Source organism: Pseudolysinimonas kribbensis, from assembly GCF_030161895.1.
Lineage (GTDB): Bacteria > Actinomycetota > Actinomycetes > Actinomycetales > Microbacteriaceae > Pseudolysinimonas > Pseudolysinimonas kribbensis.
In genome coordinates this window covers 2,857,988-2,878,268 of record NZ_BSVB01000001.1, presented here as the reverse complement: position 1 = coordinate 2,878,268, position 20,281 = coordinate 2,857,988, and the positions used below count along the sequence as shown (strand labels likewise).

Genomic DNA, 20,281 nt, shown 5'->3' with positions numbered 1-20,281 from the left:
GCGAAGCCTAGGCTGGGGGATGCCTGGAGAGAACCTGACCCGAGTCGAAGCCCAGGAGCGCAAGGCGCTCGTCGACGTCGAGAGCTACGACGTCATCCTGGACCTCACGACGGGCCCCGAGACGTTCCGGTCGACGACGACCGTGCGCTTCTCGGCCCGCGCCGGAGCCTCGACCTTCCTCGATGCGATCACCCGCACGGTGCACTCGATCCGCCTGAACGGCGCCCCGATCGACGTGGATGCCGCCGACGGAGTGCGCATCCGCCTCGACGGCCTGCAGGAGCACAACGAGCTCGTCGTCGACGCCGACTTCCTCTACACGAACACGGGCGAGGGCCTGCACCGCTTCGTCGATCCCGTCGACGGCGAGGTCTACCTCTACAGCCAGTTCGAGGTCCCCGACAGCCGCCGCGTGTACGCGGTCTTCGAGCAGCCGGACCTCAAGGCGACGTTCCGGTTCACGATCACCGCCCCCGAGAACTGGACCGTCGTGTCCAACTCCCCCACCCCGGATCCGACCCCCGCGGGTGACGGCGCCGCCACCTGGGAGTTCGAGCCGACGCCGCGCATCTCGAGCTACATCACCGCGATCGTCGCCGGGCCGTACGCATCGATGCACGATGAGCTGACGAGCTCCAGCGGCCGCACGATCCCGCTCGGCGTGTACGTGCGCAAGTCGCTGGCGCCCCACATGGATGCCGACTACATCTTCGACATCACCAAGAAGGGCTTCGCCTACTACGAGGAGAAGTTCGGCTACCCGTACCCCTTCGCCAAGTACGACCAGCTCTGGGTGCCCGAGTTCAACGCGGGCGCGATGGAGAACGCCGGCGCGGTGACCTTCACCGAGACCTACGTCTTCCGATCGAAGGTGACCGACGCGATCAAGGAGCGTCGGGTCGTCACGATCCTGCACGAGCTCGCGCACATGTGGTTCGGCGACCTCGTGACCATGAAGTGGTGGAACGACCTGTGGCTGAACGAGTCGTTCGCCGAATGGGCGTCGACCATCGCGACCGCCGAGGCGACCGAGTGGACCGAGGCCTGGACCACGTTCCAGGCCATGGAGAAGAGCTGGGCGTACCGGCAGGATCAGCTGCCCTCGACCCACCCCATCGTCGCCACGATCAACGACCTCGAGGACGTGCAGGTCAACTTCGACGGCATCACCTACGCCAAGGGCGGGTCGGTGCTGAAGCAGCTCGCCGCGTGGGTCGGGATCGACGCGTTCTTCGCGGGCGTCGGCGCGTACTTCGCGAAGCACGAGTACGGCAACACCGAGCTGACCGACCTGCTGGCCGAGCTCGAGACCACGAGCGGCCGCGACCTCGCCTCGTGGGCGAAGCTCTGGCTGGAGACGGCCGGCGTCAACACGCTGCGTCCCGAGATCGAGACCGACGGCGAGGGCACGATCACCGCGTTCCGCATCCTGCAGGAGGCGCCCGCCGATCACCCCGACCTGCGCCCGCACCGCCTCGCCGTCGGGTTCTACGACGAGCGCGACGGCAGGCTCGTGCGCACGCACCGGCTCGAGCTCGACCTCGACGCCGTGGCATCGACCGAGGTCGCCGATCTGGTGGGCCGCGCCCGGCCGGACCTCGTGCTGCTCAACGACGACGACCTCGCCTACGCGAAGATCCGCATGGACGACCGCAGCCACGCGACCGCGCTGGCGCGCCTGTCCGACATCGAGTCCCCGCTCGCCCGCGCGCTGGTGTGGGGAGCGGTGTGGGATGCCGCCCGCGACGCCGAGATCCCGGCGAGCGCCTACGTCGACCTGGTGCTCGCGCACATCGCGCCCGAGACCGAGTCGACGACGCTGCGCCTCACCCTGACCCAGCTGCTCACGGCCGCCCGGATCTACGTGGCCCCGGCCAAGCGCCCGGCGACGATCGATCGCATCGGCGACGCCCTGTGGGCGCTCGCGCAGGGCGCCGAGGCAGGGTCGGACGCGCAGTTCCAGTTCGTCAAGTTCTTCGCCAACGCCGCGTCGAGCGCGGCCCACGCCGGCAGCCTCCGCGGCCTGCTCGACGGCTCGACGGCCCTGCCGGGGCTCGAGATCGACGACGACCTCGGCTGGGAGCTGCTCGAGGGCCTCGTGCTCGCGGGCGGGGCCGGCGAGGAGGAGATCGCCGCGCGACTGGAGAGCGACAACACGGCCAACGGGCAGCAGGCCGCCGCGCGCGTACGGGCCGCCATCCCGACCGCCGCCGCGAAGCGCAGAGCCTTCGAGACCGGATCGCGCGACGGCTCGATCCCGAACACGATCCTGCGCAACATGGGGCTGGGCTACCAGCACGTGAACGACCCCGTGGCGCTCGAATCGCTCGTCGCGCCCTACTTCGAGATGCTCGAGGGCGTGTGGCGCAACCGCACCTACAAGATCGCGGAGTACATCGTCGACGGCTTCTACCCCGCGCCGCTCGCATCGCAGGCGCTCGTCGACGCGACCGAGGAGTGGCTGAGCGAGAACGATGAGATCCCGGCGCTGCGTCGGCTCATCGTCGAGAACCTGGCCACCGTGCAGCGTGCGCTGCTCGCGCAGAAGCGCGACGCCCGGGGGTAGGGGCCGGCATCCAGCCCCCGATCGTTAGGGTCGGAGGGTGATCGAAGTCCACCAGCTCACGAAGACCTTCGGCGCCACCACCGCGGTCGACCACGTCGACTTCACGGTGCGCCCCGGGCTCGTGACGGGATTCCTCGGGCCGAACGGCGCCGGCAAGTCGACGACCATGCGCATGATCGTGGGCCTCGACCGGCCCACCTCCGGCGAAGCACGCGTCGACGGCGTGCCCTATCGGCAGCTGCGCGACCCGCTGCGGCGAGTGGGCGTGCTGCTGGATGCCAAGGCCGTGCACAGCGGACGCACCGCGCGCGAGCACCTGCGCGCGATGGCGGCGACGCACGGGATCGGCGCGGGGCGGGTCGACGAGGTCATCGCGCTCACCGGGCTGCAGAGCGTCGCGCGCCGCCGGGTCGGCGGCTTCTCGCTCGGCATGGGCCAGCGGCTCGGCATCGCCGCCGCGCTCCTCGGCGACCCGCAGACGCTCATCCTCGACGAGCCGGTGAACGGCCTCGACCCCGAGGGCGTCGTGTGGGTGCGCACCCTCGCCCGGCATCTGGCCGGGGAAGGCCGCACCGTCTTCCTCTCCTCGCACCTCATGAGCGAGATGGCGCAGACCGCCGACCACATCATCGTGCTCGGCCGCGGCCGGATCATCGCGGACGCCCCCGTGGGCGACATCATCGCGCAGTCCACGGGCGGCGCCGTGACGGTGCGCTCGCCGCAGCCGGCCGAGCTCGGCGCGGCGCTGACCGCGGCGGGCGCGACGGTGACGACCGCCGCCGACGGCGCGCTGCTCGTGACCGGGATGGCCGCCCCCGGATCGGCGAGCTCGCCGCCCAGGACCGGCTCGTGCTGCACGAGCTCACCCCGGTCGCCGGATCGCTCGAGCAGGCCTACATGGAGCTCACGCAGGGCGAGACCGAGTACGTCTCCGGCAGCGCGCCGGAGATGCCCGCACCGCCCCCGCCCACCGGGGCCCCGATCTCGACAGGAGGCCCGCGATGAGCGCCGCCGCTCCCGCCGCGCCGAGTCTGCAGGGGTCGCACGGCGTCACCTTCGGCGGCGTGCTGCGCTCCGAATGGATCAAGCTGCGCAGCCTGCGCTCCACGTTCTGGTGCGCGGTGATCATCGTCGTGCTGAACGTCGCCCTCTCGCCGCTGCTCCTCGCGGTCCTGCCGGCCGATCAGCTGCCGTCGGGCACGTCGCTCCTGTCGTTCATCGTGAGCGCGATCACGGTCGGCAGCGGCTTCACGTCGCTCGTCGCCGCCGTCATCGGAGCGCTGACGATCACCGGGGAATTCGGCACCGGGATGATCCGCTCGACGTTCACGGCGGTGCCGAAACGGACCCCCGCTCTGGCGGCGAAGGCGATCGTGCTGACCCTCGCGGTCTTCGTGGTCGCCGTGGTCTCGGTCGCCCTCTCGACCCTGATCGTGCTCGCCCAGGCCGCCGGCCGTGGGCTCGACGTCGAACTCGACGGCGCCTTCTGGCTCGCCCTGCTCGGCGATGCCGGGTACCTCGCGCTCATCGGCCTGATGGCCCTCGCGATCGGCGCGATCATCCGGAACACCGCGGGTGCCATCGCGACCATGGTGGGGCTCATCCTCGTGCTGCCGAATATCGCGAGCCTCGTCGCGGCGCTGGCGAAGGTCACCTGGCTGCAGAACGTGGGCGAGTTCCTGCCCTCCACCGCGGGCTCCCGGATGTACGCCTATCCGGCATCCGGCCTGGACGACGTGACGCGGCAGGTACAGCCAGGCGCGATCCTCCTGGAGCCCTGGCAGGGGCTGCTCGTGCTCCTCGCGTGGATCGTGGTGCTCGGCGCGGTCGCGATCGTGCTGGTGCGACGCCGAGACGCCTGATGGGCGGCTGGAGCGCGTTCTGGGAGCAGGTCGGGGTGTTCTTCACCTCGGCCTGGGGCCGCCCCGTGCAGGTCGCCCTCATCGTCGTGCTCGCGATCGTGGCACGGCTGGTGCTGCACTTCGTCATCCGGCGCTTCGTCGAGCGGGTCATCTCGGGTGCGAAGAAGAAGGCCGGCGTCGACGACACGACGGCCATCGCGGCCTCGCCGCTCGCGGCCATGCGCGTCGTGCAGCGCAGCCGGGCCCTCGGCGGCGTGCTGTCGAGCATCGTCACGACGCTCGTCGTCATCGTCGCGGTGGTGTGGATCGTCTCGGTCGCCGCACCGCAGGCGGCCGGCGCGTTCAGCCTCATAACCGCGGCCCTCGGCGCCGGGCTCGGCTTCGGCGCGCAGAACATCGTCAAGGACGTGCTCAACGGGCTGTTCATGGTCGCCGAGGATCAGCTCGGCGTGGGCGACGTGATCGACACCGGATTCGCGACCGGCGTGGTCGAGCAGGTCGGCATCCGGATCACCCAGGTGCGCGACGTCAACGGCACCCTCTGGTACGTGCGCAACGGCGAGATCCTGCGCGTCGGCAACCTCTCCCAGGGCTGGGCCCGCGTCATCATCGACCTCGCGGTGCCCTACGACTCGGACGTCGAGCTCGTGCAGCAGAAGCTGCTGGAGGCCGCGACCGCGTTCGCGGGCGAGTCCAAGTGGAAGCGTCTCGTGATCGAGAAGCCCGAGATCTGGGGCATCGAGTCCGTCTCCGCGGAGGCGATCGTCATCCGGCTCGTCGTGAAGGTGCGCTCGGGCACCAAGGATCAGGTCGCGCGGGCGCTGCGGCCGCGGCTCAAGATCGCGATCGACGAGCTCGGCGTCACGCTGCCGCCGCTCAACTCGATCGCGCTGCGTCCGACGCCGGGCGGCCAGCTGCCGGGCGGCCGGCCCGCGCCGAAGCCGCCGACGACATCACCGGCCGGAGCCCCCGCGAAGCCGAGCTCCTCGAACGGCGGGCGAGCCGGATGAGCGACCTCACCCTGCGCATGGGACAGGACGGCGATCCCGTCGGCGGTTCCTTCTGGGCCGCCGTCGGCGGGCGGGGGACGTTCGAGAAGCTCGTGCGCGCGTTCTACGCGGGCGTCCGCGACGACGACGTGCTGTGGCCGATGTATCCGGAGCATGACCTCGAGGGCGCGATCCAGCGGCTCACCGGTTTCCTCGAGCAGTACTGGGGCGGCCCCGGCACGTACAGCGAGCAGCGCGGGCATCCGCGGCTGCGGATGCGGCACGCGGCGTTCCCCGTGACGCCGCTCGCGCGCGACCGCTGGCTGGCGCACATGAGGGCGGCCCTCGACGCGCTCGAGCTGTCGCCCCTGCACGAGGCGATGCTGTGGGACTACCTCGAGCGCGCCGCCCACGCGATGGTGAACCGCGCCTAGCGCGCCTCAGGCGACGCCGAGATACGCCTCCTTGATCGACGGGTCGGCCATGAGCTCGCGGCCGGTACCCGTCTTGGTGATCGACCCGGTCTCGAGCACGTAGGCGCGATCCGCTCGGGCGAGGGCCTGGTTCGCGTTCTGCTCGACGAGCAGGATCGTCGTGCCCTGCTTGGCGATCTCGGTGATGATCGAGAAGATCTGCCGGATGAACTGCGGCGCGAGCCCCATCGAGGGCTCGTCGAGCAGCAGCAGGCGCGGGCTCGACATGAGCGCGCGGCCGATGGCCAGCATCTGCTGCTCGCCGCCGGACATCGTGCCGCCCATCTGGGTCCGCCGCTCCAGCAGGCGCGGGAACAGCGAGTACACCCGCTCGAGATCGTCGGCGACGCCGCTGCGCTCACGGCGCCCGAAGGTGCCCATGTCGAGGTTCTCCGCCACGGTCATGCCCGGGAACACCCCGCGCCCCTCCGGAGCCTGCGAGATGCCTCGTGCGACGCGCTTGTGCGCCGCGAGCCGCGTGATGTCCTCGTCCTCGAACAGGATCCGACCGGCGGACGGCGTCAGCAGGCCCGAGACGGTGCGCATCGTCGTGGTCTTCCCGGCGCCGTTGGCGCCGATGAGGCTCACGATCTCGCCCTTCTCGACCGTGATCGACATGTCGTGGATCGCCTCGATGCGCCCGTAGCGCACCTTCAGGCCCTGGAGCTCAAGCAACGTCATCTTCGGGCTCCCCAGGTAGGCGGCGATCACCTTCGGGTCCTCGCGGATCTCCGCCGGCAGGCCGTCGGCGAGCTTCTTGCCGAACTCGAGCACGACGATCCGGTCGGTCAGGCCCATGACGAGCTTCATGTCGTGCTCGATGAGCAGCACCGTGTACCCGTCGTCGCGGATGCGGCGGATGAGCTCCATGAGCTCCTCCTTCTCCGCCGGATTGAAGCCCGCCGCCGGCTCGTCCAGGCACAGCACCTTCGGGTCGGTCGCCAGAGCGCGCGCGATCTCGAGGCGCCGCTGGTCGCCGTACGGGAGGTTGCGCGCGAGCGTGCCGGCATCCCGCCCGATCCCGACGAAGTCCAGCAGCGCCTGCGCGCGCTCGACCGCGGTGCGCTCCTCGCGCCAGTGCCGCGGCAGGCGCAGTAGCGCGCCCACCACGCTCGTCTTGTGCCGGGCGTCGAGCCCGACGACGACGTTCTCGAGCGCGGTCATCTCGCCGAACAGCCGGATGTTCTGGAAGGTGCGCGCCAACCCGAGCCGGGTGATCCGGTGGCGCACCTTGCCGACGAGCGAGACGCCGTCCAGCAGCACCTGACCGCTCGAGGGCCGGTAGACGCCCGTCATCGCGTTGAACGCGGTGGTCTTGCCCGCGCCGTTCGGACCGATGAGCCCCAGGATCTCGCCACGGCGGATGACGAACGAGAGGTCGTCGAGGGCGACGAGTCCGCCGAACTTCACGGTGAGGTTGCGCACCTCGAGGAGGGCTTCGCCCACTGCGGTGCCGATCTCCCGTTCGGGAGCCGCCGCCTCTGCGATCTCCTCGGGAACCTCCGCGTCCGGTGCAGGGTCGACCGGGCCCTCGGGGGCCGCGGCGCCGTCGCGATCGGTCATCGCCGTGCCCCGCTCCGCTGCCGATCGCTCGCCGATCCGGCGGGTTCCCGCAGGAACGCGTACGCGCGCCGCGAATAGGCGAGCAGCTTCTGCCGCGCGGCCAGGATGCCACCCGAGCGGAAGATCATCAGCACCACCAGCGCGGCGCCGAAGATCAGGTACTTGAACTCCGCGATCGCGATGAAGCGGTTCGGGATGTACGCCACGAGCGCCCCGCCGATGATGGCGCCGACCTTGTTGCCCGCGCCGCCGAGCACGACCGCGGCGAGGAACAGGATCGACTGCTGCACGGTGAAGCTCTGGTTGTTGACGAACCCGACCTGGCCGCCGGCCAGCGCGCCGGTCAGACCGCCGACGGCCGCACCGATCGCGAATGCCCACACCTTGAACTTGAACACGGGCACGCCCATGATCTCGGCGGCGTCCTCGTCCTCCCGGATCGCGACCCAGGCGCGGCCGACCCGGGAGCGCTCCATGTTCCCGACCAGCAGGAGCACGACGATGATGATCGTGATCGTCAGCCAGTACCATGGCGCGCCGTTCGAGGCGGAGAACAATGGTTGCTGGAGCCCGTTGGATCCGGTGATCGTGCCCGGTGGCCGACCGACGTTCTGGAAGCCCACCTGACCGCGGACGGCGGGGATGATCGTGGCGAGCAGGCGGATGATCTCTCCGAAGCCGAGCGTCACGATCGCGAGATAGTCGCCGCGGAGCCGCAGCGTCGGCACACCCAGGAGCACACCGAAGAACATGGTCACCGCCATCGCGAGCGGCAGGGTCCACAGGAACGGGATCTTGAAGAATGGCGAGTCCGGGCTCGTGAACATCGCGGCGACGTACGACCCGACCGCGAAGAACGCCACGTAGCCGAGGTCGAGCAGTCCGGCGTAGCCGACCACCACGTTCAGGCCGATCGCGATGAGGGCGTAATACGACATCTGGAACAGGTTGATGTCCCAGTTGGTGCCGCCGCCGCCGGCGGTCTCGGTGGAGATGATCGGGAGGTTCAGCGCCGGCGCCGCGTAGGCGAGGATGACGATCGGCAGCAGGACGCCCCACTGCGCCGGGCGGCTCAGGCTGTTCCACCGCGAGATGGCACCCGAGTTGGCGACGCCGCGTCCCTTCGCTTCGCGACCGAGCTCGTCCTGCTCCGCCTGGGGGTCGGGTTGCAGGGTGGGACCGTTGACCGTGCTCATGCGCGGCTCCTTCCCATGGACTGTCCGAGGAGGCCGGTGGGCCGCACGACGAGCACGACCACCAGCACGACGAAGGCGACGACATCCGACCATTCGGCCGCGCCCAGCAGCGTCTGGCCGTAGTTGCCGATCAGGCCGATCAGCAGTCCGCCGAGCAGCGCACCGCGGACGTTTCCGATGCCGCCGAGGACGGCCGCGGCGAACGCCTTCACGCCGAGCACGAATCCGCCGTTGTACTGCGCACCCTGCGGCACGAGCATGATCCAGAAGATCGCGCCGACGCCGGCGACGAGGCCACCGATGATGAACGTGATGACGATGATGCGCTCGCGGTTCACGCCCATGAGGGTCGCCGTATCCGGATCCTGGGCCACCGCTCGGATGCCGCGCCCGATGCGCGAGCGCCGGATGAACTGGTCGACGACGACCATCGTGACGATCGCTGCGACGAGGATGACGATCTCGTAGTTGTAGACGATCCCGCCGAAGACGTCGAAGACCTGCACCGTGGGGATCAGGATGACGCTGGGCTCCGGCTGCGCGCCGCGCCAGAGGAAGAACAGCCCCTGGATCGTGAACGAGACGCCGATCGCGGTGATCAGGTAGACCAGGCGTGGTGGATTGCGCTTGCGCAGGGTGCGATAGGCCGCGCGTTCGACGATGAACGCCACGATCGCCGAGGCCGCCATGCCCGCGAGCAGCGCCAGCAGCAGATCGCCGATGAGCGCAGGGAGGGGCAGATTCGGGGTATCGCCGTTGAACCCCAGTCCGGTGAGCGTGAAGACCACGGCGTAGACGCCGGAGATGAAGACCTCGGAGTGCGCGAAGTTGATGAGGTTCAGCACGCCGTACACGAGGGTGTAGCCGAGGGCGATGAGGCCATAGACGGCCCCGTAGGTCAGGCCGCCGAAGGTGTTGCTCCAGAAGCCCTGGATGAAGGATTGGACGTCGAAGTTGATCCAGGAGTCGTCCATGGGGACGGCCTGGAGGACGAGATCGAGCACAGGGGTCCTCGCTGGTCGAGACGTACGGGGCGGGCACGGATGCCCGCCCCGTACGGTTGCGAACTACTTGCCGATCGTTCCGATGGGTTCGATCTTGCCGTCCGCGACCTTGTAGCCGTAGACCGCAGGGGCCTGCAGCTCACCCGTGGAGTCCCACTTGTAGTGCTTGCTCAGCCCGTCGGCGTCGTAGTTCTTCACCCAGTCGAGCAGCTTCGCCCGGTCGGTGTTGCCCTTGTCGATGCCCGCGAGCAGGATCGTCGCCGAGTCGTAGCCCTCGATCGAGTAGGTGCCCGGCTCGGCGTTGAACGCCGTGTTGTAGGCCTTCTCGAAGTCCGGGATCAGCTCGCCGGGGATGCAGGGGCAGGTGAAGTAGGCGTTCTTCGAGGCCGAGCCCGCCTGCTTGATGAACTGGTCGTCCTTCACGCCGTCGGGGCCGACGAACGTGCCCTTGAAGCCCTTCTGCACAAGCTGCTGGTCGAAGGGCGCGCCCTCCGCGTAGTAGCCCGCGTAGTACACGGCGTCGGCCTTCGAGTTGATGACCTTGGAGACGGTGGCCGAGAAGTCCTTCTGACCGGTCGTCACCTTGTCGCTGCCGGCCAGGCTCGAGCCGAGCTTCGGCTTGGTGGCGTTGGCCAGGCCCACGCCGTAGTCGGAGTCGTCCTGCACCAGGAAGACCTTCTTGGCCTTGAGCTTGGTGGTGATGAAGTCGGCGGCCGCCGGTCCCTGGATGCTGTCGTTGCCGAGCGCCCGGAAGAAGGTCTTCCAGCCGTTCTGGGTCAGCGTCGGGTTGGTCGCCGACGGGGTGATGTGCACGAGGCCCTGGTCCTCGAAGATCTGCCCGGTCGCCTTCGACTCACCCGAGAACGGAAGACCGATGACTCCGACGATCGCCTTGTTGCTCGCGGCCTGAGTGGTCGGGCCCGTCGCCTTCGCCGGGTCGCCCTCCGTGTCGTACTTCTGGAACTGCACCTGGCACTTCGGGTTGGCCTTGTTGTGCTGGTCGATGGCCAACTGGACACCGTTGTAGATGTTGATGCCGAGGGCCGCGTTGGCGCCGGTCTCCGCGCCGACGTAGCCGATCGTGAGCGACGAGGCGCATTCGGCCTTGCCGTCGCCGGCGGGAAGCACTGCGTCCTTGGGCACGTCGACCGAGTCGATGGTCGGGATGTCGACCTTGTCGGACCCGCCGCCTCCGGACGTGCCGCCGCCGCCGGACGGATTGGCGCAGCCGGCGAGCAGGAGGCCCGCGGCCGCCACGACGGACAACGTCGCGATGACTCTCTTCTGGATCATGTTGTCTCCCTGCTGTGATTCCGGCCCCGAGGTAGACGAGACGACCTCGGCCCGGCGATTGTGGCGATCCTATCCCGGGCGTTCGCCCCGGCAAGGCACGATCCGGCAACGTGCGCCGTAGGTTGGATTCCGATGAGCGACAACTCGGATGCCGCGGATGCCGTCGTGATCGGAGCGGGCCTCGCCGGCCTCGTGACCGCCGCCGAACTCGTGGCCGCGGGAAAGCGCGTGATCGTGCTCGAGCAGGAGCCCGAAGCCTCGCTCGGCGGCCAGGCCTGGTGGTCGTTCGGAGGGCTGTTCCTCGTCGACTCCCCGAGCAGCGCCGCATGGGCGTGCACGACGGTCTCGATCTCGCCCGGCAGGACTGGTTCGGCAGCGCCGAATGGGATCGCGACGAGGACGCGTGGGGGCGGGCCTGGGCGGAGGCCTACCTGACGTTCGCCGCGACCGAGAAGCGCGCCTGGCTGCGCGAGCGCGGCGTGACGTTCTTCCCCGTCGTCGGCTGGGCCGAGCGCGGCGGCTACACCGCATCCGGCCATGGCAACTCGGTGCCGCGGTTCCACATCACCTGGGGCACCGGCCCCGGCATCCTGGAGCCGTTCATCGACGCGGTGCGCGCGGGGGTCGAGGCGGGACGCGTCGAGCTGCGCTTCCGGCACCGGGTCGACGAGCTCGTCGTCGAGGCCGGCGCGGTCGTCGGGGCCCGAGGCGCCGTGCTCGCCGACGACGACGCCGAGCGGGGCGCGGCGTCGAGCCGGGACGTCGTCGGCGACTTCGAGGTGCGCGGCGCCGCGGTCGTCGTCGCGAGCGGCGGCATCGGCGGCAACCACGAGCTGGTGCGCGCGGCGTGGCCCGACTGGCTCGGCACCCCGCCGGAGAAGATGCTGAGCGGCGTGCCCGCCCACGTCGATGGCCGGATGCTGGGCATCAGCGAGACGGCGGGCGCGCGCCTGGTCAACGGCGACCGTATGTGGCACTACGTGGAGGGCATCGAGAACTACGCGCCCGTGTGGGAGCAGCACGGCATCCGGATCCTGCCCGGACCCTCGAGCATGTGGTTCGACGCCACGGGGGCGCGCCTGCCCGTGCCGCTGTTCCCCGGCTTCGACACCCTCGGCACGCTGCAGTACCTGCGCGAGCTCGGACACGACCACTCCTGGTTCGTACTGGATCAGGCGATCATCGAGAAGGAGTTCGCCCTCTCGGGCAGCGAGCAGAACCCGGATCTCACGGGCAAGAGCGTGCGCGAGCTGCTGCGCCAGCGCCTCGGCAGGGGCGCCACGGAGCCGGTGGAGGCGTTCAAGGAGAAGGGCCCGGACTTCGTCGTCGCCGACACGCTCGACGACCTGCTGGCGGGGATGCGGGAGCGCAACGACGGCATCGAGCTCGACGGCACGCGGATCGCCGTCGAGCTCGGCGCGCGCGACCGGGAGCTGGCGAACCCGTTCGCGAAGGACCTGCAGGTCGTCGCGCTGCGGGGCGCGCGCCGCTACCTCGGTGACAAGCTCATCCGGGTCGCGAAGCCGCATCGGATCCTCGACCCGAAGCGCGGGCCGCTCATCGCCGTCAAGCTGCACGTGCTGACCCGCAAGAGCCTCGGCGGCATCCAGACCGACCTGAGCGCTCGCGCACTCGCGGCGGACGGTGCGCCGGTGCCCGGCCTGTACGCGGTCGGCGAGGCGGCGGGGTTCGGCGGGGGCGGCATCCACGGGTACCGCGCGCTCGAGGGCACCTTCCTCGGCGCCTGCCTGTTCACGGGACGCACCGCGGGTCGCGCGATCGCCGCGGCCCTGTAGGCGCTCTAGCGGGCGAGGGTCCAGGCGCGACGGCGCACGAGCACGTGACCGCGGTCGGAGGTGAGCCGGGTCCACGGACCCGTCTCCAGGATGCGCACGGTGTCGTCGCCGAGGAACCCCATGCTGAACGCCGCGAACGCCGCTCCCGCCGGCACGTGCTCGAAGCCGGGGATCGGCCGGCCCCACACCTCGGTGCGCACGCGTCGCACGATCTGCTCCCCGGCGGCCTCCGGCACGGCGCCGGCGATCTCCTCGATCCCGGCGCGGGCCACGCCGTCCAGCAGCGGCGCCTCGGTGGACGGCAGCGGATGCCATCCCCCGCGCGGCGGGGAGATCGCGGCCCAGGTCGCGCTCGCCACCGACATCGGCAGCGAGATCGTCACGGTCTGCGCGGCCGCCGGGTCGAAGCTCGAGGCGATGTCGCCGACCTCGGCGCGCGCGCGATCCAGCCGGCTCGACAGCGATCCGATCGGCACGACCACGTCGAAGACCGCCTGCTCGCCGCCGTCGCCGGGGGCGAGCGCGAAGGTGCGCAACCCCAGCACCGTCGGGGTCTCGTCGAGAAGTCCCACCGGGTACAGCACCGCGGCATAGACGGCCAGGACGCCGCTCCCTGCGATCAACCGCACGGAGCCGTCCTCGATGCGGCCGGCGCGGCCGAGGAAGACCCGGAGGTCATCGAGCGAGGCGACGTCGACGAGAGTGAAGGTGTCGCTCATCCGGCGACCTAGACTACCGGGCGTGAGCGACCCCCTGTCGGGCCTCCTGGCCGCCCTCGACCTGACCGACACGGGCGCCCGCACCGCTGAGGACATCTTCACGGGCCCCAGCCTCTTCATGCCCACCGGCCGGGTGTTCGGCGGTCAGGTGCTCGCGCAGTCCCTCGTGGCGGCGATGCGCACCGTGCCCGAGGACCGCGCCGTGCACTCGGTGCATGGCTACTTCCTGCGCCCGGGCGACGTCGAGCTGCCGATCACCTTCTCGGTGGACCGCATCCACGACGGGAGGTCGTTCAGCGCCCGCCGGACCCAGGCCTATCAGCGCGGGACGCCGATCCTGTCGATGATCGCGTCATTCCAGACCGAGGACGAGGGCCTCGAGCACCAGGTGCCGATGCCCCAGGGCATGCCCGACCCCGAGTCGCTGCCGAGCGCCGCGGACGCGCTGCGCGGCTTCGATCACCCCATCGCCCGGTTCTGGGCGACCCAGCGCGCGTTCGACATCCGGCACCTCGACGCGCCGATCTACGCGACCGCCGACCCGGAGCGCCGCCCGATGCAGGCGGTCTGGATGCGCACGATCGGCGCCATGCCCGACGAGCCGAACCTGCACAGAGCCGCTCTCGCCTACGCGACCGACTACGCGATCCTCGAACCGATCATGCGTCAGCACGGCGTGGCCTGGGGTGCGGCCGGGCTCAAGGTCGCGAGCCTCGACCACGCGATGTGGTGGCACCGGTTCGCCCGGGTCGACGAGTGGCTGCTCTACGTGCAGGAATCGCCGACGGCGACCGGGGGCGCGGGCTGGCGACCGGACGGATCTTCCGCCGGGACGGGGCGCTCGTCGCAAGCGTCGCGCAGGAGGGCATGGTGCGGGTCCCCGATCCGCGCGACTACGACGGGCGCTGACCCGGGCTACCGCTCGGACCCGCGCGCTCGGGCCGGCGCGCTCAGCCGCGGCGCGTGAACGCGATCGGCTCGTCGGACCACGCGCTCCAGCTCGCCCGTTCGTCCTCGGTGATCTTGCGCGGACGCTGCGTGGTCGGGTCGACGAGCACGATCGTGGATGCCGCACGCGCGTACTGCGTGAACGGCTCCGCATCCAGCGGTGAGCACACCTCGTAGCAGATCTCGAGGCTCGCGCCGCCGAGCCGCCCGAGCCAGAGCTGCACGTCGAGCGGCTGGGACTGGTACGGCACCGGCGAGAGGTACTCGATCTCCTGCCGCGCGACGAGCCACAGGGTCGAGGGATTGGTCACCGAGTCGACGATCTCGGCCCCCAGAAGGCCTGCACGCGGGCCTCCTCGAGCAGCACGAGCATGGCCGCATTGTTCACGTGGCCGTAGGCGTCGAGGTCGTTCCAGCGCAGCCGCACCGGCACGTGCATCCGGGTCATCGGTCGCCCCCGCTCAGGAGCGCGTGAGCCGGCGGTGCACGGAGGCGTGCGGAGCCGCGGCCTCCGGGCCGAGCCGGTCGATCTTGTTGGCCTCGTACGCCTCGAAGTTGCCCTCGAACCAGTACCAGCTCGCCGGGTTCTCGTCGGTGCCCTCGTAGGCCAGGATGTGCGTCGCGATCCGGTCGAGGAACCACCGGTCGTGCGTGATGACCACCGCGCACCCGGGGAACTCGAGCAGCGCGTTCTCGAGCGACTGCAGGGTCTCGACGTCGAGGTCGTTGGTCGGCTCGTCGAGCAGCAGCAGGTTGCCGCCCTCCTTGAGGGTCAGCGCGAGATTGAGGCGGTTGCGCTCGCCGCCGGAGAGCACGCCGGCCTTCTTCTGCTGATCCGGCCCCTTGAACCCGAACTTGCTGACGTAGGCGCGGCTCGGGATCTCGGTCTTGCCCACGGTCAGGATGTCGAGGCCGTCCGACACGACCTCCCACAGCGTCTTGGTCGGGTCGATGTTCGAGCGGGTCTGGTCGACGTAGCTGATCTTGACCGTCTCGCCGACCTTGAGGTCGCCGCCGTCGAGCTGCTCGAGGCCGACGATCGTCTTGAACAGCGTCGTCTTCCCGACGCCGTTCGGGCCGATCACTCCGACGATGCCGTTCGGCGGGAGCGTGAAGCTGAGCCCGTCGATGAGCGGGCCGCGCTCGTCGAAGCCCTTCTGCAGGTTCTTGGCCTCGATGACGATCGTGCCCAGGCGCGGTCCCGGCGGGATCTGGATCTCCTCGAAGTCGAGCTTGCGGGTGCGGTCCGCCTCCGCGGCCATCTCCTCGTAGCGGGCCAGGCGCGCCTTGGACTTCGCCTGGCGGCCCTTCGCGTTGCTGCGCACCCAGTCGAGCTCGTCGGCGAGGCGCCTGGCGAGCTTCGCGTCCTTCTTGCCCTGCACCTCCAGGCGCTCGGCCTTCTTCTCGAGATAGGTGGAGTAGTTGCCCTCGTAGGGGTACAGGTGACCGCGGTCGACTTCGGCGATCCACTCGGCCACGTTGTCGAGGAAGTACCGGTCGTGGGTGACGGCGATCACGGCGCCGGCGTACGACTTGAGGTGCTGCTCGAGCCACTGCACGCTCTCGGCGTCGAGGTGGTTGGTGGGCTCGTCGAGCAGGAGCAGGTCGGGCTTGGCGAGCAGGAGCTTGGTGAGCGCCACGCGGCGCTTCTCGCCCCCGGAGAGATTGGCGACGCTCGCATCGCCCGGCGGGGTGCGCAGGGCGTCCATCGCCTGCTCGAGCTGCGAGTCGAGGTCCCAGGCGTCGGCCGTGTCGATGTCCTCCTGCAGCGTGCCCATCTCGGCCAAGAGCGCGTCGAAGTCGGCATCGGGATCCGCCATCGCGGCCGAGATCTCGTTGAAGCGGTCGATCTTGCCCTTGATCTCGCCGACGCCCTCCTGCACGTTCTCGAGCACGGTCTTCGACTCGTCGAGCTCGGGCTCCTGCATGAGGATGCCGACGCTGTACCCCGCCGAGAGCTTGGCCTCGCCGTTGGACGGCTGGTCGAGTCCGGCCATGATCTTGAGGATCGTCGACTTGCCGGCGCCGTTGGGGCCGACCATGCCGATCTTCGCGCCGGGCAGGAACGCCATGGTGACGTCGTCGAGGATGACCTTGTCACCCACCGCCTTGCGGGCGCGCACCATGGAGTAGATGTATTCGGCCATGGAGCCAGCCTACGGGTCGGCCGGGCGCCCTTCCTGATCGCGCGGGCGGGCCGCTACCAGTCGATCTTGCGGGTCTTGCCCGCGAGGCAGCGACCGGTCGAGAAGACCTTCTGGGCGGTACTGGCGTAGCCGATGTTGCCGTACTCCCCGACCAGGCAGGTGCGACCGAGCAGGATCGAGAACTCGATGTTGTCGGCCTGCAGGTTCACGGTCGTGGTGTCGGGCGTGACCTCCATCGCCGCCTTCGGGTACCCCGCGGCGACGAGGTTGTCGATGAACTCGCGTCCGTTGAGCGTGCCGCCCTTGGCGATGAGCGTCTTGTTGACCTGGTCGAAGTACGGCAGGTTCTCGGCGGCGTTGCCCTGCAGCGCGATCGTGGGACTCGCCGTCGGCGTGGGGCTCGGCGCTTTCGACGCGGTGGATGCGGTGTGTGCCGGGCCGGCGGGGGCCGCGGGGGTGCATCCGGCCAGCAGCGTCACCGTCGCGAGCGCGACGGCGACGAGCGCACTGCCCAGCGCGACCCGCGCGCGAAACGGACCTGACGACACGTCGACTCCCTCGTCCGCGCCGAGTCTAGGGGTGCCGAACCGCGGGTCCGCTCGGAGGACGCCCGGGGCCGCCCGAGAGCGCCGCGGCTAGAACGGCAACGCCGCCTCGGTCGCTCGCTGAGCGCGTGCGGCGGCCAACTCGTCGCCCGGCTCGGCGTCGCCGTCGCCGACGGCCTCGGACGCGTCGCCGGCGTCCGCGTGCCCGGCCGTCTCGCCGCTCTGCGTCGCTTCCGCGGCCGCGGAGGCCGCGACCGTGCGGGAGAACACCGCGGTGCCCCAGCTGAGGTCGTGGCCGAGGGCGTCGGCGTCGATCTCGACGTTGGTGCCGTGCTTGTCCTCGGTCGCCCACTCGCGCACCCGCAGCCGCCCGGTCACGACGACGCGCTGCCCCTTCGCGACCGAGCCGACGACGTTGGTGGCGAGCTGGCGGAAGGTGGTGACGGTGTACCAGTTGGTGTCGGCATCCACCCACTTGTTCTCGGCGCGGTCATAACGCCGCAGCGTCGAGCAGAGCCGGAATGACGTGATCGGCAGCCCGTCGCTCGTGACGAGGTGGCGCGGCGTGGTGGCGACGAGGCCGGTGACGGTGATGGTGTCGGGCATGGGGGCTCCTTCGAGAGATCGTGGTCTCGGATGCCGGAGCGGGTTCGTGCCGGGAAATCCGCCCCGGCATCCGATGGCCCCATGCTCGTCAGCCGCCCGGGAACGCGGGACGCCCGCGCCCCGATCTGGGGAAGCGGGCGTCGGACGCGGGGTGTGGAGGCGGCTCAGTGCTCCCGGAACTCGGGCCAGTCCGACCCCGGCGCCATGGCCGCGTGCAGCGCGCTCTTCGCGACGTCGAGCGACGGGTACGTGCCGCGGTCCTGGGCTTCCGGGTCGTCGATGAGGCGCACCGTGTACCCCTCGTCGGACCGCAGGATCGAGCCGATCGCACCGTTCGGCCCGAAGGCCACCCAGCGCTGCTGCGTCACCTGATCGTTCATCGTCGAACTCCCTTCGGAAGCGGAACTTCGGATGCGACTCACGGTACGCCGGGCGACCCATCCTGGCCCGGTTTGGCGGCAACCCCTCAGGACGCGACCTAGGCTGCCACGAGTGACCCATCTCGCCGCCGACGACCGATACGACCGGATGCCGTACGAGCGCTCCGGGCGCAGCGGTCTCCTGCTCCCCCGCATCTCGCTCGGCCTGTGGAACAACTTCGGTTCCGACCGTCCGCGCCAGACCCAGCGCGAGATCCTGCTGCGCGCGTTCGATCTCGGCGTGACGCACATCGACCTCGCCAACAACTACGGCCCGGACGGCGGGGATGCCGAGCGCACCTTCGGGGCGGTGCTCGCCTCCGACCTGCGGCCGTATCGGGACGAGCTGGTGGTATCGACCAAGGCGGGTTATCGGATGTGGCCGGGCCCGTACGGCGAGTGGGGATCGCGCAAGGGCATGCTGGCCTCGCTCGACCAGTCGCTGGGACGGATGGGGCTCGACTACGTCGACATCTTCTACTCGCACCGGCCCGACCCGAGCACCCCGATCGAGGAGACCATGGGCGCCCTGGCGTCGGCGGTGCGGGCCGGCAAGGCGCTGTACGCCGGCGTCTCGAACTACGACCCGGAGCAGACCCGGGCCGCGGCGGCGGCGCTCGCGGCCGACGGCGTGCCGCTGCTCATCCACCAGCCGCGATACAACATGTTCGACCGCGAGATCGAGCGCGGGCTGCTGCCCGTGCTCGCGCAGGTCGGCGCCGGGGCGATCGTCTACTCGCCCCTCGCGCAGGGCCTGCTCACCGACCGCTATCTCGCGGGCGTGCCGAGCGACTCCCGGGCGGCGATCGGCCGTTGGATGACAGAGCGCAACATCTCGCCCGAATACCTCGAGACGGCGCGGGCGCTGAACGAGATCGCCCGGGGCCGCGGCCAGACCCTCGCGCAACTCGCGCTCACCTGGGTGCTGCGGCATCCGGAGGTCACGAGCGCGCTCATCGGCGCCTCGAGCGTCGCGCAGCTCGAGGACAACCTGCGCGCTGCGACGGCCGCGCCGCTGACCGCCGATGAGCTCGCGGCGATCGAGCCGCTGGCCCGCGAGGGCGTCGGAGAGGCCTGAGCGTCGGTCCGGACCGAGCGCACGAAAGCCCCGGTCCGGCCGGAATGTCGGTGGCCGGGGTCATGATCGGCGCATGGACCTCCTCGAGCGCAGCGCTCCCCTGCCGACCTCCCGGTCGTTCCCGGGCCTGCGGCTCGTGCCGCTGCACGCCGGGCTGACCCGGGTGCTGCACCGCGACGGCAGCGTGCTCGGGTACGTCGAGACGGTTCCGGATGCCGCGGGCGTCCGGTACCGCGCCAAGCGCATGCGGCCCCGCGCCGCCGGGTTCACGGTCGTCGGCGAGTTCTGGTCGCCCGACGAGGCGCTCGACGCCCTGCGCTTCGCGTAGTCGCCCCGCCGCGAGCGCCTTCGGCCTCGACCGGCGATTCGGTTCCCGCCCGCGCGGGCGCCGGGGTTATGGTGCGCGCATGCAGTGGTGGAACGACCTCGTCGACTGGACCCAGTCCGACGCAGGGTGGCGGATCATCTCGGGGGCGATCATCCCCTTCATCGCGATCGTGGTCGCCGGCATCGTCGGGGCCGTCATCGGGCGCGGCGTCACCCGGCGACTGGTGGCCCAGCGCGATCACGAGACGCGCGCGTCGGCGGTGACCGCGCTCATCCAGGCGGGTCAGGATGCCGCCAAGTGGCACAGCCAGTCCGCCGCCGCGAAGGAGCACGCCGCCCATCTCGCGAGCGAGGCGGACGTCATGGTGCGCCTGCTGCCGATCTCGGGCGCCGGACTCGCCGCCGACTGGGCCACGCACCAGCTCGCCGAGATGCGGACGAACTCCGTCAGCTACAGCTACGCGGCCGACCAGACCTTCTCGGAGTACCGCGATCGCCTCGTGCTCTGGCTGCACAAGCCGGGCAAGGGCAAGCGGCTGTTCACGACCGATCTGCAGCGCTGGCGCTACGACGACCAGGGCCCCGATCCGCTCGTGGTCGAGCAGCAGAAGTGGGCCGAGGAGCAGGTGACCGCGACGACCCACGAGGCGCCGGAGCACGCGGCGTCGCTGCCGGTCGGCGGCGCGACCACGGCGCTGCCCGCATTCGGCACCTCGCCGGCGGCGCCCGCCGAGAAGGCCGCGAACTGAA

The 20,281-nt window shown here is 70.5% G+C and carries 16 protein-coding genes and 5 pseudogenes; 10 read left to right on the top strand and 11 right to left on the bottom strand.

Annotated elements, in window-relative coordinates; genetic code table 11:
* Positions 1 to 19: 19 nt before the first annotated feature.
* The 5 genes and pseudogenes from pepN (at position 20) to QQK35_RS15835 (ending at position 5,851) form a co-directional block, all read left to right on the top strand.
* Positions 20 to 2,566 (top strand): aminopeptidase N, encoded by a 2,547-nt coding sequence (gene pepN / locus QQK35_RS15855; RefSeq protein WP_284255012.1) that lies wholly within the window; start codon positions 20 to 22, stop codon positions 2,564 to 2,566.
* 37 nt (positions 2,567 to 2,603) lie between these two features.
* Positions 2,604 to 3,571, top strand: a pseudogene (locus tag QQK35_RS15850) (ABC transporter ATP-binding protein).
* On the top strand, positions 3,568 to 4,428 hold the full coding sequence (locus QQK35_RS15845; RefSeq protein ID WP_284255011.1) for an ABC transporter permease subunit: 861 nt from the start codon (positions 3,568 to 3,570) through the stop codon (positions 4,426 to 4,428). Before QQK35_RS15850 ends, QQK35_RS15845 begins: the two are co-directional and overlap by 4 nt.
* Positions 4,428 to 5,438, top strand: coding sequence for a mechanosensitive ion channel family protein (locus tag QQK35_RS15840; RefSeq protein WP_284255010.1), 1,011 nt, complete (start codon positions 4,428 to 4,430; stop codon positions 5,436 to 5,438). The genes QQK35_RS15845 and QQK35_RS15840 overlap by 1 nt, the downstream gene beginning before the upstream one ends.
* Positions 5,435 to 5,851, top strand: coding sequence for a globin (locus QQK35_RS15835; protein WP_284255009.1), 417 nt, complete (start codon positions 5,435 to 5,437; stop codon positions 5,849 to 5,851). Before QQK35_RS15840 ends, QQK35_RS15835 begins: the two co-directional genes overlap by 4 nt.
* Positions 5,852 to 5,857: 6 nt before the next feature.
* Here QQK35_RS15835 and QQK35_RS15830 read toward each other — a convergent pair whose 3' ends face one another.
* From QQK35_RS15830 to QQK35_RS15810, 5 genes and pseudogenes are all read right to left on the bottom strand, one after another.
* Positions 5,858 to 6,571, bottom strand: coding sequence for an ABC transporter ATP-binding protein (locus QQK35_RS15830; RefSeq protein ID WP_284255735.1), 714 nt, complete (start codon positions 6,569 to 6,571; stop codon positions 5,858 to 5,860).
* Positions 6,572 to 6,610: 39 nt separating this feature from the next.
* Positions 6,611 to 7,453, bottom strand: a pseudogene (locus QQK35_RS15825) (ABC transporter ATP-binding protein); the annotation flags it as partial.
* Positions 7,450 to 8,649 carry a branched-chain amino acid ABC transporter permease gene (locus tag QQK35_RS15820; RefSeq protein WP_284255008.1) on the bottom strand — a complete coding sequence of 400 codons (1,200 nt, stop codon included), beginning with the start codon at positions 8,647 to 8,649 and terminating at the stop codon, positions 7,450 to 7,452. The gene QQK35_RS15820 and the pseudogene QQK35_RS15825, both read right to left, overlap by 4 nt.
* Positions 8,646 to 9,653, bottom strand: coding sequence for a branched-chain amino acid ABC transporter permease (locus tag QQK35_RS15815; protein ID WP_284255007.1), 1,008 nt, complete (start codon positions 9,651 to 9,653; stop codon positions 8,646 to 8,648). Before QQK35_RS15815 ends, QQK35_RS15820 begins: the two co-directional genes overlap by 4 nt.
* A 63-nt stretch (positions 9,654 to 9,716) precedes the next feature.
* Positions 9,717 to 10,946, bottom strand: coding sequence for a branched-chain amino acid ABC transporter substrate-binding protein (locus QQK35_RS15810; RefSeq protein ID WP_284255006.1), 1,230 nt, complete (start codon positions 10,944 to 10,946; stop codon positions 9,717 to 9,719).
* A gap of 132 nt (positions 10,947 to 11,078) precedes the next feature.
* On the opposite strand from QQK35_RS15810, the pseudogene QQK35_RS15805 reads away from it, so the two are divergent.
* Positions 11,079 to 12,742 (top strand): annotated as a pseudogene (locus QQK35_RS15805) (FAD-binding dehydrogenase).
* 5 nt (positions 12,743 to 12,747) lie between these two features.
* On the opposite strand, the gene QQK35_RS15800 reads toward QQK35_RS15805, so the two are convergent.
* Positions 12,748 to 13,461, bottom strand: a complete 714-nt coding sequence (locus tag QQK35_RS15800) for a DUF8185 domain-containing protein (protein ID WP_284255005.1) — start codon at positions 13,459 to 13,461, stop codon at positions 12,748 to 12,750.
* Between the two features lie 34 nt (positions 13,462 to 13,495).
* Between QQK35_RS15800 and QQK35_RS15795 the strand changes: the two are divergent.
* A pseudogene (locus QQK35_RS15795) lies at positions 13,496 to 14,370 on the top strand (acyl-CoA thioesterase).
* 41 nt (positions 14,371 to 14,411) lie between these two features.
* Here QQK35_RS15795 and QQK35_RS15790 read toward each other — a convergent pair.
* The 5 genes and pseudogenes from QQK35_RS15790 to QQK35_RS15770 form a co-directional block, all read right to left on the bottom strand.
* A pseudogene (locus QQK35_RS15790) lies at positions 14,412 to 14,857 on the bottom strand (acyl-CoA thioesterase).
* Positions 14,858 to 14,870: 13 nt separating this feature from the next.
* Positions 14,871 to 16,556 (bottom strand): energy-dependent translational throttle protein EttA, encoded by a 1,686-nt coding sequence (gene ettA / locus QQK35_RS15785; RefSeq protein WP_284255004.1) that lies wholly within the window; start codon positions 16,554 to 16,556, stop codon positions 14,871 to 14,873.
* A gap of 53 nt (positions 16,557 to 16,609) precedes the next feature.
* Entirely contained in the window at positions 16,610 to 17,104 is a 495-nt protein-coding gene (locus QQK35_RS15780) for a DUF6993 domain-containing protein (protein ID WP_284255003.1), read from the bottom strand.
* An 87-nt stretch (positions 17,105 to 17,191) separates the two neighbouring features.
* Positions 17,192 to 17,707 carry a single-stranded DNA-binding protein gene (locus QQK35_RS15775; RefSeq protein ID WP_284255002.1) on the bottom strand — a complete coding sequence of 172 codons (516 nt, stop codon included), beginning with the start codon at positions 17,705 to 17,707 and terminating at the stop codon, positions 17,192 to 17,194.
* Between the two features lie 164 nt (positions 17,708 to 17,871).
* Positions 17,872 to 18,087, bottom strand: coding sequence for a methyltransferase (locus tag QQK35_RS15770; protein WP_284255001.1), 216 nt, complete (start codon positions 18,085 to 18,087; stop codon positions 17,872 to 17,874).
* 148 nt (positions 18,088 to 18,235) lie between these two features.
* On the opposite strand from QQK35_RS15770, the gene QQK35_RS15765 reads away from it, so the two are divergent.
* The 3 genes from QQK35_RS15765 to QQK35_RS15755 all read left to right on the top strand — a co-directional run bounded on the left by QQK35_RS15765 (position 18,236) and on the right by QQK35_RS15755 (position 20,280).
* The gene (locus QQK35_RS15765; protein ID WP_425565068.1) at positions 18,236 to 19,204 is read left to right on the top strand and encodes an aldo/keto reductase; all 969 of its coding nucleotides are present in this window, start codon (positions 18,236 to 18,238) and stop codon (positions 19,202 to 19,204) included.
* A gap of 73 nt (positions 19,205 to 19,277) precedes the next feature.
* Entirely contained in the window at positions 19,278 to 19,532 is a 255-nt protein-coding gene (locus tag QQK35_RS15760; protein ID WP_284254999.1) for a hypothetical protein, read from the top strand.
* Positions 19,533 to 19,611: 79 nt separating this feature from the next.
* Positions 19,612 to 20,280 carry a hypothetical protein gene (locus QQK35_RS15755; RefSeq protein WP_284254998.1) on the top strand — a complete coding sequence of 223 codons (669 nt, stop codon included), beginning with the start codon at positions 19,612 to 19,614 and terminating at the stop codon, positions 20,278 to 20,280.
* Position 20,281 lies beyond the last annotated feature (1 nt).

Bases quoted from the DNA above. Each gene is read 5' to 3' on its own strand.
- QQK35_RS15830 (WP_284255735.1), bottom strand. From the start codon at position 6,571: ATGACGTTGCTTGAGCTCCAGGGCCTGAAGGTGCGCTACGGGCGCATC.
- QQK35_RS15820 (WP_284255008.1), bottom strand. From the start codon at position 8,649: ATGAGCACGGTCAACGGTCCCACCCTGCAACCCGACCCCCAGGCGGAG.
- QQK35_RS15770 (WP_284255001.1), bottom strand. From the start codon at position 18,087: ATGAACGATCAGGTGACGCAGCAGCGCTGGGTGGCCTTCGGGCCGAAC.
- QQK35_RS15800 (WP_284255005.1), bottom strand. From the start codon at position 13,461: ATGAGCGACACCTTCACTCTCGTCGACGTCGCCTCGCTCGATGACCTC.
- QQK35_RS15760 (WP_284254999.1), top strand. From the start codon at position 19,278: ATGGACCTCCTCGAGCGCAGCGCTCCCCTGCCGACCTCCCGGTCGTTC.
- QQK35_RS15835 (WP_284255009.1), top strand. From the start codon at position 5,435: ATGAGCGACCTCACCCTGCGCATGGGACAGGACGGCGATCCCGTCGGC.
- QQK35_RS15840 (WP_284255010.1), top strand. From the start codon at position 4,428: ATGGGCGGCTGGAGCGCGTTCTGGGAGCAGGTCGGGGTGTTCTTCACC.
- pepN (WP_284255012.1), top strand. From the start codon at position 20: ATGCCTGGAGAGAACCTGACCCGAGTCGAAGCCCAGGAGCGCAAGGCG.
- QQK35_RS15755 (WP_284254998.1), top strand. From the start codon at position 19,612: ATGCAGTGGTGGAACGACCTCGTCGACTGGACCCAGTCCGACGCAGGG.
- ettA (WP_284255004.1), bottom strand. From the start codon at position 16,556: ATGGCCGAATACATCTACTCCATGGTGCGCGCCCGCAAGGCGGTGGGT.
- QQK35_RS15810 (WP_284255006.1), bottom strand. From the start codon at position 10,946: ATGATCCAGAAGAGAGTCATCGCGACGTTGTCCGTCGTGGCGGCCGCG.
- QQK35_RS15845 (WP_284255011.1), top strand. From the start codon at position 3,568: ATGAGCGCCGCCGCTCCCGCCGCGCCGAGTCTGCAGGGGTCGCACGGC.
- QQK35_RS15765 (WP_425565068.1), top strand. From the start codon at position 18,236: ATGCCGTACGAGCGCTCCGGGCGCAGCGGTCTCCTGCTCCCCCGCATC.
- QQK35_RS15775 (WP_284255002.1), bottom strand. From the start codon at position 17,707: ATGCCCGACACCATCACCGTCACCGGCCTCGTCGCCACCACGCCGCGC.